Consider the following 12,637-nt stretch of genomic DNA (forward strand, 5'->3'; position numbering starts at 1 on the left):
GGCTCACTTTCGTTCTTCGAGTGAGCCGCTTTTCTTTTTAGGCGAGCACTTTCGCCTTCAGCATATTCACAGCCACGCGCGAGCGTTAATCAACGCTTTAAAGACGCATTCCCGATAATCGGGATCTCCCCATGCTGCAATGCATCAGCGCCGCGAGATGGTATGACTGTTTCTGCATGAAAAGCGGGTTAACGCCGATAAAAAGCGTTCGAATAGCTTCATATAGTCTATCTATCTCGACTTCGATCACTTCGCTGTACGGAAACCCAAATAGCGGAACGAAGCGAGATAAATAGCAATGCGAATTAAATATTTATTCCAAAACTATCCGAACGAAAATCGAATAAATCGCCAAGCGACGGAGGAACCACTGACATGAAACGCCGCAACGTGTTGGTTGCAATGGCCGCTGCGCCATTGGGCGCAATGCTCCCGCTCACAAGCTTCGCGCAGAAGCCCATCGTTCTCGGTTTCGCGCAGGTCGGCGCCGAAAGCGAATGGCGCACCGCGAACACCGAGTCGATCAAGTCCAGCGCAAAGGAGGCAGGCATCGACCTGAAATTCTCCGACGCACAGCAGAAGCAGGAAAACCAGATCAAGGCGATCCGCTCGTATATCGCGCAAAAAGTCGATGTGATCGCGTTCTCGCCGGTCGTCGAAACGGGTTGGGAGACCGTGCTCGTCGAGGCGAAAAACGCGAAGATTCCGGTCGTGCTCACCGACCGCGCGATCAGCAGCAAGGACGAAACGCTCTATGTGACGTTCATCGGCTCGGACTTCACGGAGGAAGGACGCAAGGCGGGCCGCTGGCTCGTCGAGAAGGAAAAGGGCAATGCGGGGCCGATCAATATCGTCGAGTTGCAGGGCACGGTCGGCTCGGCGCCTGCCATCGACCGGAAGAAAGGCTTCGAGGAAATCATCAAGGCCGATCCGAAGTTCAAGATCATCCGTTCGCAAACCGGCGACTTCACGCGCGCGAAGGGCAAGGAGGTGATGGAAGCGTTCCTCAAGGCCGAAGGCAAGAAGATCAACGTGCTCTACGCGCACAACGACGACATGGCGATCGGCGCGATCCAGGCCATCGAGGAAGCGGGCATGAAGCCGGGCAAGGACATCATCATCATTTCAGTCGACGGCGTGAAAGGCGCGTTCGAAGCCATGATGGCAGGCAAGCTCAATGTGTCCGTCGAATGCAGTCCGCTGCTCGGGCCGCAACTCATGTCGGTCGTGAAGGACATCAAGGCGGGCAAATCCGTGCCCAAGCGCATCGTGACGCAGGAGAGCATCTTCCCGATGGAGGTCGCGGCGAAGGAATTTCCCAATCGTAAATACTGACCGCCTATGACATCGCCCGTGCTGGAATTGCGCGGCATCGACAAGCGCTTTGCCGGCGTGCATGCGTTGCAGGACGTGAACCTCACCCTCTATCCGGGCGAGGTTCACGCACTGATGGGACAGAACGGCGCGGGCAAATCGACGCTCATCAAGGTGCTCACCGGCGTGGTGAGTCTCGATGCCGGCGACATCCTGCTCGAAGGCCGCGCGATCCGCCCCGGCTCGCCGCTGGACGCGCAGAAGCTCGGCATCAGCACCGTCTATCAGGAAGTGAATCTCTGCCCGAATCTGTCCGTGGCGGAGAACATCTTCGCAGGCTACTTTCCGCGACGCGGCGCGCTGCATGGCTTCGGCATCGACTGGCCCGCGACCCACCGGCAGTCGCGCGAACTGCTTGCGCGCATCGGGCTCGATATCGACGTCACGCGCACGCTGACGAGCTATTCCGTCGCGGTTCAGCAGATGGTCGCGATTGCGCGTGCGCTAAAACTTTCGTCGAAAGTGCTGATTCTCGACGAGCCGACCTCCAGCCTCGACGACGACGAAGTGCGCCGTCTCTTCGACGTGCTGCGCCGTCTGCGCGAGCAAGGCCTCGCGATTCTGTTCGTCACGCACTTTCTCAACCAGGTCTACGCAATTTCCGACCGCATCACCGTGCTGCGCAACAGCCGGCGTGTGGGCGAATGGCGCGCGAGCGAACTGGGCACGCCCGCGCTCATCGCGGCGATGCTCGGGCGCGAACTGGCCGCGGCGCAAGCCCGTCAGTCCCCGCCCGACGATGTCGATCCGAACGCCGCCGACCACGTTCTGCTCGACGCCGTGCGCCTCGGTCAGACGGGTCAGTTGCAGCCGATCGATTTGCGCGTGCGCGCGGGTGAAGTGGTCGGCATCGCGGGGCTGCTCGGCTCCGGGCGCACCGAACTCGCGAAGCTGTTGTTCGGGCTGGAAAAGCCGGACGAAGGCGAACTGCGCATCGACGGCGTACCGGTGTCGTTCGCGACGCCCGCGCAGGCGATTCGTCACGGCATCGCGTTTTGTCCCGAGGAGCGCAAGGCGGACGGCATCGTCGCGGAACTGTCGCTGCGCGAGAACATCGCGCTCGCGTTGCAGGCGCGGCTCGGCGCGCGGCGCTGTCTCACGCGCGCGGAACAGAACGCGCTCGCCGAGCGCTTCGTGCGCGCGCTCGGCATCAAGGCGGCGAATCTCGATATGCCCATCGGCCTGCTGTCGGGCGGCAATCAGCAGAAGGCGCTGATCGCGCGCTGGCTCGCCACCGAACCGCGTCTGCTGATTCTCGACGAACCGACGCGCGGCATCGACGTCGCGGCGAAGCAGGAAATCATGGACGAAATCATGCGGCTTGCATCGACGGGCATGGCCGTGCTGTTCATCTCGTCGGAGATCTCGGAAGTGGTGCGCATCGCCAATCGCATCGTCGTGCTGCGCGACCGGCGCAAGGTCGGCGAGTTGCCCGCCGGAACCAGCGAGGACACCGTCTGCGAAATGATCGGAGCGGAACATGGATGACACCGTGCGGCGTGGAACGCTGCGTTCGGCGATGGAACATCGGCTCGGCTGGCCGCTCGTCACGCTTGCGCTGCTGCTCGCGTTGAACGCCGCGTTCAATCCGGGCTTCCTGCATGTCGAATGGCGCGGCGGTCATCTGTACGGCAGTCTCGTCGATATCCTCAATCGCGCCGCGCCGCTCGCGGTCGTCGCGCTCGGCATGACCATCGTGATCGCGACGCGCGGCATCGACATCTCCGTGGGCGCGGTCGTCGCCATTGCGGGCGCGGTCGCGGCATGGGCGATCGGCGGCTCGGTCGCGGGCAACGTCACGCGCTTTCCGTTGCCCGTCGTGATCGTGGCGGCGCTCGGCATCGCACTGTTGTGCGGGCTGTGGAACGGCTTGCTCGTCGCACGCGCGGGCATGCAGCCGATCATCGCGACGCTCATCCTGATGGTCGCGGGACGCGGCATCGCGCAACTCATCACGAGCGGCCAGATCATCACGATCTACTATTCGCCCTACTTCTTCTTCGGCGGCGGCTATTTGCTCGGCGTGCCCGTGTCGATACTGATCGTCGCACTCGTGTTCGCGCTGCTCTATCTCGCGATCACGCGCACGGCGCTCGGCCTCTTTCTGCAAGCGATCGGCATCAATCCGACCGCCGCGCGCGTCGCGGGCGTGCAGGCGCGCAGACTCACGATCGGCGCGTATGCGTTCAGCGGTCTGTGCGCGGGCGTGGCGGGCATTCTCATCAGTTCCAACGTGAAGAGCGCCGACGGCAACAACGCGGGACTGCTGCTCGAACTCGATGCGATTCTCGCCGTCACGCTCGGCGGCACCGCGCTCACCGGCGGCCGTTTCACGCTCGCGGGCAGCGTGATCGGCGCGCTCATCATCCAGACGCTCACGTATCTCATCTATTCGCTCGGCGTGCCGCCGGAGGTCAATCTCGTGGTGAAGGCGATCGTCGTATTCGTGGTGATGATGTTGCAGTCGGGCGAATTCCGCGCGACGGTCGCGAAGTTCGCGCGCCGCCCGGCGCCGGCTCACGGCGAGGTGCGCCGATGAACTCGGGCCTGCCCACGCTCACACAGCCGCGCAAAAACGATACGCCGCCGCACAAGACCTCGCGCAGCCGCTATCTGCCGCTCGCCGCGACGGTGTCGCTGTTCGTCGTCGTATCCGTGCTCGGCTCGGTGATGTACACGGGCTTCTTCTCGCCGCAAGTGTTTCTCAACCTGCTGATCGACAACGCGTTCCTGATCGTGGTCGCGGTGGGCGAGACCTTCGTGATTCTCTCGGGCGGCATCGATCTTTCGGTGGGCTCGGTGATCGCGCTCACGACGATGGTCTCCGCCGCGCTCGTCGAGAAAGCGGGCTGGCATCCGCTCGTCGTCATTCCGCTCGTGCTCGCCATGGGCACCGCGTTCGGCACGCTCATGGGCTGGCTGATCGCGCGCTTCCGGTTGCAGCCGTTCATCGTCACGCTGGCCGGCATGTTTCTCGCGCGCGGGCTGTGCTATCTCATCAGCATCGATTCGATCAGCATCACGCATCCGTGGTACGCGGCCGTCTCGCAGATGCGTATACCGGTGATGAGCGGCGCATCGCTCTCGCCCGGCGCTGTGATCGCGCTCCTCGTGCTTGCGCTTGCCGTGTTCGTCGCGCATTACACGCCGTTCGGGCGGACCATCTACGCGGTCGGCGGCAATCCGCACTCCGCGCTTTTGATGGGCCTGCCCGTCAACGCGGCGACGATCGGCGCGTATGCGCTCTCGGGCTTCTGCTCGGCGCTCGGCGGCGTGCTGTTCACGTTCTACATGCTCTCGGGCTACGGCCTGCACGCGATGGGCCTCGAACTCGATGCCATCGCCTCGGTCGTCATCGGCGGGACGCTGCTCACGGGCGGCGTCGGCTATGTGATCGGCACGCTCTTCGGCGTGCTGTTGCTCGGCATCATCCAGACGCTGATTTCGTTCGACGGCTCGCTCAGTTCCTGGTGGACCAAGATCGCGGTGGGCGCGCTGCTGCTCGTGTTCTGTCTGTCGCAGCGAGCGTTCGGCCACCGTTCGACCGCGAAGCGCTGACATGGACTACCGTCATCCACAGCCGCGCAAGAGCATGCATGCGCGCATCGTGCAGGAGCTTGGCGTCGAGATCGTGAGCGGCAAGCTCAAACCCGGCGACCGTCTGCCCGCCGAGGCGAAGCTATGCGAAGCCTACGGCGTGAGCCGTCCCGTGCTGCGCGAAGCGACGCGCGTGCTGGTCGCCAAAGGTCTCGTGCTGTCGAAGCCGCGCCTGGGCAGCGTCGTGCGTCCGCGCGACGAATGGCACATGCTCGATCCCGACGTGCTGTTCTGGACCATCAACAGCGTGCACGAAGGCGAGTTCTTCCGCTCGCTGCTCGTGGTGCGCAGGATCATCGAGCCGGCGGCGGCAGCGCTGGCTGCGTCGAACGCGACGGAAAACGACCTCGCATGCATCCGCGCCGCCTTCGAGCACATGACGCGCGCGGCGTCGCCGGAAGCGTTGCTGGCGCCTGATCTGGAGTTTCATCGCGCGATCATGTCGGCCACGCACAACGACATGCTGATGTATATCGGACACATGCTCTCGCTCGCGTTGTCGGAATCGATCAAGCTGACGAGCCGTCATCCGGATACGCACGCGCTTTCGCTGCCGCGGCACAAGGCGATTCTCACGGCAATCGCCAACCGCGATCCGCTCGGCGCGCGGCACGCGAGTCTCGTGCAACTGGACCACGCACAGGAGGATGCGGAAAGCGTGCTGTCGGCGGTTTATCAGGAGTGAAGTTCAGGTGGCGCGCCGCCACGCGTGATCCTGCAATGCCCGGATGAACGTCTCGCCCGGCCAGTTTTCTTCGAGCGCCTGCCGCAGCAGCGCCTGCTGACTTTTCGGCGCCAGTCCGCCTAAGGGCGGATCGCGGTCGAGGTTCGCCGGGAACGCATAGCCTTCCGCGCACGATGCGATGACCGCGTCGATTTCCGCATCGCTCAGGCTTTTTGTCGATTTGTGATCGGCGAGCACCGGATAGACGGCCTCGCACATGCGCGAGCGATCGACCGTTTCCATCGCCCGGCCATATGCCGATGAAACCTGCAGCAGATTCGCCATGCGCTGCACATCACGCGTGCGATTCGCGCCCGCCGCGTGGAAGAGCGCGGGGCTGAAGAACAGCGCGTCGCCTTTTTCGAGCGGCAGTTGCACGTAATGCGTTTCGAAGTACGCGCGGAAGTCGTCGCGCCGCCACGCGAGATAACCCGGCGCGTAACGTTGCGAGAACGGCAACAGCTTCGTCGGGCCGCTTTCGACCGGCATGTCGCTGTGCGCGACCGCGCCCTGAAGCGTCAGGAACGGCGACATCGCGTGGACGTGCGCCGGATAGCGCTGCACTTCGTCCGCCGTCTGAAAACCGAGGTGATAGTCGCGATGCGCCTGCTGCGCTTCGCCACCCGGCCGCACGACATTGACCTGCGACGTCATCTGAAAGCCCGGCCCGAGCCACGCTTCGGCTGCGCTCGCGAGAAACGGATTCGCAAAGTAGCGCGCAAAGACGCGCGGCGCTTGCAGGCAGAGCTTTTCCTGCGCGTTCCAGATGCGGTCGTTGGCGCCGGCTTTCGCGAAGTGATCCGCGCCGCTCACGCCCTGCTCGCGCTCTTGTCGAATGATCGCGTCGAAGATGGCAGTGGCTTCGTCGACGGGGCCGGTGTCCGCGTACGCGTGCTTCAGCACGAACACGCCTGCGCCGTCGCGCAGCACCGCGGCCCATTCCGCCTGCCACGCCCGGCGTGCGGCGTCGTCTTTCGGGATGTCGGCGCAGTCGTACAGGGGAATGTTCTGGCGGACTTCCGCGGCGAACGCCGGCGCGCACGCCGCGCCCCGCTCGATCAGACTCGAAAACGCTCCGAGCGAACAACCGCTTTCGCTGTACCAGTTCGTGTCGTTCATGTCTCGCTCCACTTTCGCCCAAGCATAGCCCCTTCCGGGGCGCGGCGAACGCTTATCGATACATTCGCGTGCCCCGCCTTGTCGCGCCCGGGCGTCGTGCCGAACGTGCGGCGGAATACGTCGATGAATGCGCTGATGGTGACGGGGATATCGTCGGCGACGCGTTACAACGCCAGTTCCTGCAACACATCGGCAAGCACTCTCGCGCCATCGGCCAAATCCGCCGACGACGTGAATTCCGCCTCGCAATGCGTCAGTCCGCGATGCGACGGCACGAAGATCATGCCGGTCGGACACACGCCGTGCAGATAGCGTGCATCGTGTCCCGCGGTCGAAAGAATGTCGCGATGCGGCAGGTCGAGCCGCGCCGCCGCGTCGCGAATCCGCGTGCGCATCGGCGCGGGAAAGTCGAGCGACATCGCCGTGGACAGCTCCGTCACCTGCACCGCGCATACGCCCGCATGCGCCTCGCAAATCGGCCGCACCTTGTCGCCCAGCGCCTGCAGAAGCTGCGAATCCGGATGACGCAGGTCGATGGAAAAATCCACCGCGCTCGGCACGACCGAGGGCGCGCTCGGCTGCACGTCGAAGCGTCCGACGGTGAACTTCACGATATCTTCGGCGTCGTGCAAGGCGTCGGCGAGCGCCTGCACCATCGCGATGGCGGCCAGCAACGCGTCGCGTCGCTCGGCGCGCGTCGATGTGCCCGCGTGCGCCGCCTCGCCGTCCACGCGCACCTTGAACGTGCGCTTGCCCTGAATGCCGGTGACCACGCCGATCGTGAGCCCTTCCTTTTCCAGTTGCGGCCCCTGTTCGATGTGCGCCTCGACGAATGCGGCAGCACGTTCGCCCGCAGCACGGCCGGGCACGTCGCGCAGACGGCCGCGCACGTCGGCGAGCGCACTCGCGACGGTCGTGCCCTGCGCGTCCGCGACCGCGAGCACCGTGGAAAGCTCGCGCGCGCCCGCGAACACCGCCGAGCCCATCATGCCGGGCGCAAAGCGCGAGCCTTCTTCGTTCATCCACGCGACGATATCGATCGGCGCGCGCGGCCGCCTGCCCGACGCGATAATCGCCTCGACCGCCTCGAACGCGGCCAGCACGCCGTACACGCCATCGAACCGGCCGCCGGTCGGCTGCGTGTCGAGATGCGATCCCGACAACACCGGCGCGGCGTTCGCGTCCGCGCCTTCGAGCCGCAGAAACAGATTGCCGACTGCATCGACGGAAGGCGCAAGACCCAGCGCCTCGCCCCAGCCGACGAGCAGAAGCTGCGCCGCCGCGTCTTCCTGCGACAACGCCTGCCGGTTCACGCCGCCCTTCTCGGTGGCGCCGATACGCGCCATCGCCGCGAGCCGCTCGGCGAGGCGTTGTTCATCGACGAACGCGCTCGCACGGTTCAAGGTGCCCGCGCTCATGACGTCTTCATGATCTGTGCGGGCACTGCGCGCGGATCACGCGGCAACCAGCGGTTCTGCTCGACCATCGCGAGAAACTCCGCGACATGCTGATTGAAAAGCGCCGGCTCTTCGAGATTGAGCGTGTGCCCGGTCTTCGGCATCACCACAAGACCGCTCGCCGGCACCGTGCGCTTCAGGAAGATGCCCGGCTGCAGACAGTGATCGTCCTCGTCGCCCACGACGACGAGCGTCGGCACCGTCATGCCTTGCAAACGCGCTTCGAGATCGTAGATCGACGGACGGCGGGCCTGCACGCCGCGCATCGTCAATGCGGAGCCGCGCGCGGAATGTTCGCCGAGCGTCGTCGCGAATTCCTGCCAGCCGCGCGGGTCCTTCACCTGAAACGCGATGCGCGACGCCGCCAGCGAATACGTCTGCGCGAAGCGCGCTGCGCCCTGCGTCTCGAACTGCTTCGCGACTTCCAGCGACACCTCGCGGAAATAATCCTCGAACGCTTTTTCCGCGCCATACCCCGCGCCCGCGACGACGAGCGAACGCGCGCGATCCGCGAAATCGAGCCCGAAATGCAGCGTCGCGAAGCCGCCCATCGACAGGCCGACGATATGCGCGCGATCGATGTTCAGGCCGTCCAGCACGTCGCGGATATCGCGCGCGGCGATCGCCTGCGAATAGCGTTCGATGTCCTCGGGCACATCCGACGGCGCATAGCCGCGCGCCGCGAACGCAATGCATCGATAGCGCCGGCTGAAGTAGCGCATCTGCGGTTCCCAGCTGCGCAGATCGCCGCCGAATTCATGCACGAATACGATCGGCGTGCCCTCGCCCGCTTCCTCGTAGTACAGGTTCACATCGTCTGTCGTTTTCAGGTACGGCATGCTCGCCCTCTTCAGAATTGATTCGCGGGTTCCTTGATCGAACGCGCGCGCTCGACCATCGACGGCAGCAGCTCACAGAAACGATCGGCCCAATGTTCCGGCACCGTCAGGCTCACCTTGACGAAGCGATGCCCGAACTCCTTCGTGTGATACGAACCCTGACGGATCATCACACGTTCGGCCTGAAACGCCTCGACGAGCGCCTCGGGCGTGATGCCCGCGTTGATCGTCTCGACGACGAGCAGATTCGCCTGCGACGGATACACCGGCACGGCGAGGCCTTCGACGTTCTTCGCCGCTTCGACCACCGCCGCCTGATTGCGCCGCTGACGCCGCTGGATATCCGGAAACCATTCGCTCTTCGTGCGCAGCCCGGCGATGGCCGCGCGCTGCGACAGCACGTTGCTGCCCAGATTGTTCGGCGGCGCCGACGCGAAGCGCTCGATCAGATCCGGATGCGCGATCACCGCGCCCAGACGCATGCCCGCGAGACCGAGCCACTTCGAAAAGCTATACGTGACGATGGTCTTTTCCGGATAGAAACGGTACGCGGGCGAGAAGCTGTCGGCGAACTGGAAGTAGGTCGCGTCGTGAATGAAGTACGCGCCGACCGACCGCGCGATGTCCGCGAACTCGCGAATTTCGTCTTCCGTATGGCACGTGCCGAGCGGATTGTTCGGATCGACGAGATAGATGACACCCGTGTTCTCGTTCACCGCCGCGCGCAGTTGCGCGGGCGTGAGCTTGTAGTTCTGCTCGGCCGAATAGATCGGCAATTCGATTACGCGCGAGCCCGCGCGCGCGGCAAACTGCATCGGCCAGGCCCAGCTCGGATTGGTCGTGACGAAGTCCTTGCCCGGCTCGCAGATGTTGCGGCACACGTTGTACAGCGCTTCGACGGCGCCGTCCGCGAGCATCACGGAGGCGTCGGGCAAGCCGATATCCTCGCGAATCAGTTGGCGCAGTTCCTCGAAGCCGAGCGGCGGCGCGTAGGCGTGATACTCGCCGCCGTCGAGCGCGTCGATCACCGCCTGACGCACGGACGGATGCGGCTCGAAGTGGTTCGTGTTCTGGCCCAGCCACATCAGGCCTTCGCTGTTGCACAGGCGGTCGAAATAAGCGTTGCGTTCCTCGAATCGGCGCATGACGTCCCCCTCAGATGATGGAACGGCGCGACGCGATGCCGCCGTCGATGGTCACGATCGTGCCCGTGATATAGGCGGCGCGGTCGGATGCGAGCCACACGATCAGATCGGCCACTTCGCCCGCTTCCGCGGCGCGCTTGCCGGGATATTTGTCGAAGAGTTCTTCCCAGCGGGTTTCGTCGCCGTACCAGTCGAGCGCGCGGCGCTTCATCAGCTTGACCATGCGGTCGGTCGCGACCGGGCCGGGATTCACGCCGACCACGCGGATGCCGTCGTCGAGCGCCCAGCCGCCGATCGCGCGCGTGAAGGCCATCATCGCGGCGTTGCCCGTCGATCCGATGATGTAGTTGGCGTCCCAGTTCTCGCCCGAATTGCCGATGTCGTTGACGATCACGCCGCCGCCGCGCTGCTTCATCGACGCATACAGTTCGCGCGTGAGCGTCACGTAGGAAAAGATCTTCATGTCGAGACTCGCGCGCCAGTCGGCGTCCGTCATCTTGTCGAGCGGGCCGGGGCTCGAATCCGCCGCGTTGTTCACGAGGATGTCGGCGTTCGAACACGCGCGCGCCAGGTCGATGGCGTTCTGCGTTACCGAGAGATCCGTCGCGTGCACATGCACGCGCGTGCCGTGCTTCGTGGCGATCTCGTCCTGCGCGCGATGCAGCGCGTCGGCGGAACGCGCCGCGAGATGCAGTTCCTCGATGCCTTCGGCCGCGAAGCGCCAGGCCGTCGCCAGCCCGATTCCCTTCGATGCGCCCGTGATCAGCGCCGACTTGCCCTTGAAGTTCAGTTCCATGGTTCGCCTCTTTATGTATCTACAAACGACGTCAATGAATACATAAACTATCACAAAGAAATACAAACTGGAACCGGAAAATTGCTCCGACGAGCCGTACGGGCGAAAAAAAACGGCATGCGCGACGCATGCCGTTCTGGTCGGGAAATAAGAGCCTCAGCGGTTCACGAGCTTGGCGGGAATCAGAAGAATCATCGCCGCGCCGACGACGAGCACGCCGGCCGAGACGTACATCGCGATCACGGAAGTGTGCGTGAGATCGCGCAGCCAGCCGATCAGATAAGGGCTCACGAAGCCCGCCAGCCCGGCGAACGCGTTGATCGCGGCGATGCCCGCCGCCGCGCCCGTGCCGGCCAGGATCGCGGAAGGCAGCGCCCAGAACAGCGGCCCCGGCGTGAGCACGCCCGCCGCCGCGAGCGACAGACCCAGCAGCGCGAGCGGCACGTTCGCGCCCGCGCCCGCCGTGATGGCGTAGCCGAGCGCGCCGAGCAGCATCGGCACGATCAGATGCCAGCGGCGCTCGCCGGTGCGGTCCGAATTGCGGCCGAAAGAGACCATGGCGATGGCGCCGAACACGAACGGAATCGCCGACAGCACGCCGATGCGAAGCGCACCCGACACGCCCGACGCCTTGATGAGCGTCGGCATCCAGAAGGTCAGGCCGTACTGGCCCATGATCACGCAGAAGTAGATGAGCGCCATGAGCAGCATGCGCGGGTCGCGGAAAACCTGACCGACCGTCTCCGAGATGCGCGCGTGGCGGCTGCCGCCGGTGTCGAGCGCCTTCGTGATGATCGCGGCTTCCTCACGCGTGAGCCAGGGCGCATCGGCCGGGCGGTTCTTGAGATAGAAGAACGCGGCGATGCCGAGCACGAGCGACGGCGCCGCTTCGATCAGAAACAGCCAGCGCCAGCCCGGATGCCCGTGCGAGCCGTTGAACGCTTCGAGAATCCAGCCCGACAGCGGCCCGCCGATAATCCCCGCGAGCGGAATGCCGACCATGAAGATGGCGAGGACGTGGGAGCGGCGGCGCGCCGGATACCACTGCATCAGATACAGCACGATGCCCGGATAGAAGCCCGCTTCCGCCGAGCCGAGCAGAAAGCGCAGCACGTAAAACTGCGTGGGCGTCTGCACGAAGAAGAACGCGGCCGAGATGATCGCCCACGTCACCATGATGCGGGCGATCCACGCTTTCGCGCCGACGCGCTGCATCAGCAGGTTGCTCGGCACTTCGAACAGGAAATAGCCGATAAAAAACACGCCCGCGCCCAGCCCGTAGACGGTTTCGCTGAATTGCAGGTCGCTCAGCATCTGCAGCTTCGCAAAGCCGATATTGACGCGATCCAGATAGGCCGCGACGTAGCAGAGGATCAGGAACGGGATCAGCCGCAGCGTCACCTTCCGGTAGATCTGGTCCTCGATTTTTTGCGCGTGCCCTACGTCGCTTGCGGCATGCAGCGTGTCGCTCATTGCCTGCTCCTTGTCCTGGCGTGCATGGTTGAATGTCAGTGGAAACCGAGCCGTGTGTATCCTTGATCGGCCATCTTGTATCCAGATAATACTCAAACAAAATACATTGCAAG

Annotated in this window: 11 protein-coding genes; 5 read left to right on the forward strand and 6 right to left on the reverse strand. The window is 64.3% G+C overall.

Annotated elements, in window-relative coordinates; genetic code table 11:
- The first annotated feature begins 375 nt into the window (after nucleotides 1-375).
- Genes BRPE64_RS24240 through BRPE64_RS24260 form a run of 5 tightly spaced genes read left to right on the forward strand, consistent with a single transcriptional unit; the run spans nucleotide 376 to nucleotide 5,656 of the window.
- Complete coding sequence (locus BRPE64_RS24240) at nucleotides 376-1,335, forward strand: ABC transporter substrate-binding protein (RefSeq protein WP_016347546.1); 960 nt, start codon at nucleotides 376-378, stop codon at nucleotides 1,333-1,335.
- A gap of 6 nt (nucleotides 1,336-1,341) precedes the next feature.
- Complete coding sequence (locus BRPE64_RS24245; RefSeq protein WP_016347547.1) at nucleotides 1,342-2,862, forward strand: sugar ABC transporter ATP-binding protein; 1,521 nt, start codon at nucleotides 1,342-1,344, stop codon at nucleotides 2,860-2,862.
- Nucleotides 2,855-3,913 carry an ABC transporter permease gene (locus tag BRPE64_RS24250; RefSeq protein WP_016347548.1) on the forward strand — a complete coding sequence of 353 codons (1,059 nt, stop codon included), beginning with the start codon at nucleotides 2,855-2,857 and terminating at the stop codon, nucleotides 3,911-3,913. Before BRPE64_RS24245 ends, BRPE64_RS24250 begins: the two co-directional genes overlap by 8 nt.
- Complete coding sequence (gene yjfF, locus BRPE64_RS24255) at nucleotides 3,910-4,932, forward strand: galactofuranose ABC transporter, permease protein YjfF (RefSeq protein WP_016347549.1); 1,023 nt, start codon at nucleotides 3,910-3,912, stop codon at nucleotides 4,930-4,932. Before BRPE64_RS24250 ends, yjfF begins: the two co-directional genes overlap by 4 nt.
- A 1-nt stretch (nucleotide 4,933) precedes the next feature.
- Nucleotides 4,934-5,656, forward strand: coding sequence for a FadR/GntR family transcriptional regulator (locus BRPE64_RS24260; protein ID WP_016347550.1), 723 nt, complete (start codon nucleotides 4,934-4,936; stop codon nucleotides 5,654-5,656).
- 3 nt (nucleotides 5,657-5,659) lie between these two features.
- Here BRPE64_RS24260 and BRPE64_RS24265 read toward each other — a convergent pair whose 3' ends face one another.
- The 6 genes from BRPE64_RS24265 to BRPE64_RS24290 form a co-directional block, all read right to left on the reverse strand.
- Entirely contained in the window at nucleotides 5,660-6,814 is a 1,155-nt protein-coding gene (locus BRPE64_RS24265) for a phytanoyl-CoA dioxygenase family protein (RefSeq protein ID WP_016347551.1), read from the reverse strand.
- 164 nt (nucleotides 6,815-6,978) lie between these two features.
- Nucleotides 6,979-8,232, reverse strand: a complete 1,254-nt coding sequence (locus BRPE64_RS24270; protein ID WP_016347552.1) for a hydantoinase/carbamoylase family amidase — start codon at nucleotides 8,230-8,232, stop codon at nucleotides 6,979-6,981.
- The gene (locus BRPE64_RS24275) at nucleotides 8,229-9,110 is read right to left on the reverse strand and encodes an alpha/beta fold hydrolase (protein ID WP_016347553.1); all 882 of its coding nucleotides are present in this window, start codon (nucleotides 9,108-9,110) and stop codon (nucleotides 8,229-8,231) included. The genes BRPE64_RS24270 and BRPE64_RS24275 overlap by 4 nt, the downstream gene beginning before the upstream one ends.
- Nucleotides 9,111-9,121: 11 nt before the next feature.
- Nucleotides 9,122-10,255, reverse strand: a complete 1,134-nt coding sequence (locus BRPE64_RS24280; protein WP_016347554.1) for a pyridoxal phosphate-dependent aminotransferase — start codon at nucleotides 10,253-10,255, stop codon at nucleotides 9,122-9,124.
- A 10-nt stretch (nucleotides 10,256-10,265) separates the two neighbouring features.
- A complete protein-coding gene (locus tag BRPE64_RS24285) occupies nucleotides 10,266-11,051 on the reverse strand; it encodes a short-chain dehydrogenase/reductase (protein WP_016347555.1) in 786 nt (261 codons plus the stop codon).
- Nucleotides 11,052-11,207: 156 nt separating this feature from the next.
- Entirely contained in the window at nucleotides 11,208-12,524 is a 1,317-nt protein-coding gene (locus tag BRPE64_RS24290) for an MFS transporter (protein WP_016347556.1), read from the reverse strand.
- Nucleotides 12,525-12,637 lie beyond the last annotated feature (113 nt).

It is taken from the genome of Caballeronia insecticola (assembly GCF_000402035.1).
Lineage (GTDB): Bacteria > Pseudomonadota > Gammaproteobacteria > Burkholderiales > Burkholderiaceae > Caballeronia > Caballeronia insecticola.

Coding starts and splice junctions, on each gene's coding strand:
- BRPE64_RS24240 (WP_016347546.1), top strand. CDS start 376: ATGAAACGCCGCAACGTGTTGGTTGCAATGGCCGCTGCGCCATTGGGC.
- BRPE64_RS24245 (WP_016347547.1), top strand. CDS start 1,342: ATGACATCGCCCGTGCTGGAATTGCGCGGCATCGACAAGCGCTTTGCC.
- BRPE64_RS24250 (WP_016347548.1), top strand. CDS start 2,855: ATGGATGACACCGTGCGGCGTGGAACGCTGCGTTCGGCGATGGAACAT.
- yjfF (WP_016347549.1), top strand. CDS start 3,910: ATGAACTCGGGCCTGCCCACGCTCACACAGCCGCGCAAAAACGATACG.
- BRPE64_RS24260 (WP_016347550.1), top strand. CDS start 4,934: ATGGACTACCGTCATCCACAGCCGCGCAAGAGCATGCATGCGCGCATC.
- BRPE64_RS24265 (WP_016347551.1), bottom strand. CDS start 6,814: ATGAACGACACGAACTGGTACAGCGAAAGCGGTTGTTCGCTCGGAGCG.
- BRPE64_RS24270 (WP_016347552.1), bottom strand. CDS start 8,232: ATGAGCGCGGGCACCTTGAACCGTGCGAGCGCGTTCGTCGATGAACAA.
- BRPE64_RS24275 (WP_016347553.1), bottom strand. CDS start 9,110: ATGCCGTACCTGAAAACGACAGACGATGTGAACCTGTACTACGAGGAA.
- BRPE64_RS24280 (WP_016347554.1), bottom strand. CDS start 10,255: ATGCGCCGATTCGAGGAACGCAACGCTTATTTCGACCGCCTGTGCAAC.
- BRPE64_RS24285 (WP_016347555.1), bottom strand. CDS start 11,051: ATGGAACTGAACTTCAAGGGCAAGTCGGCGCTGATCACGGGCGCATCG.
- BRPE64_RS24290 (WP_016347556.1), bottom strand. CDS start 12,524: ATGAGCGACACGCTGCATGCCGCAAGCGACGTAGGGCACGCGCAAAAA.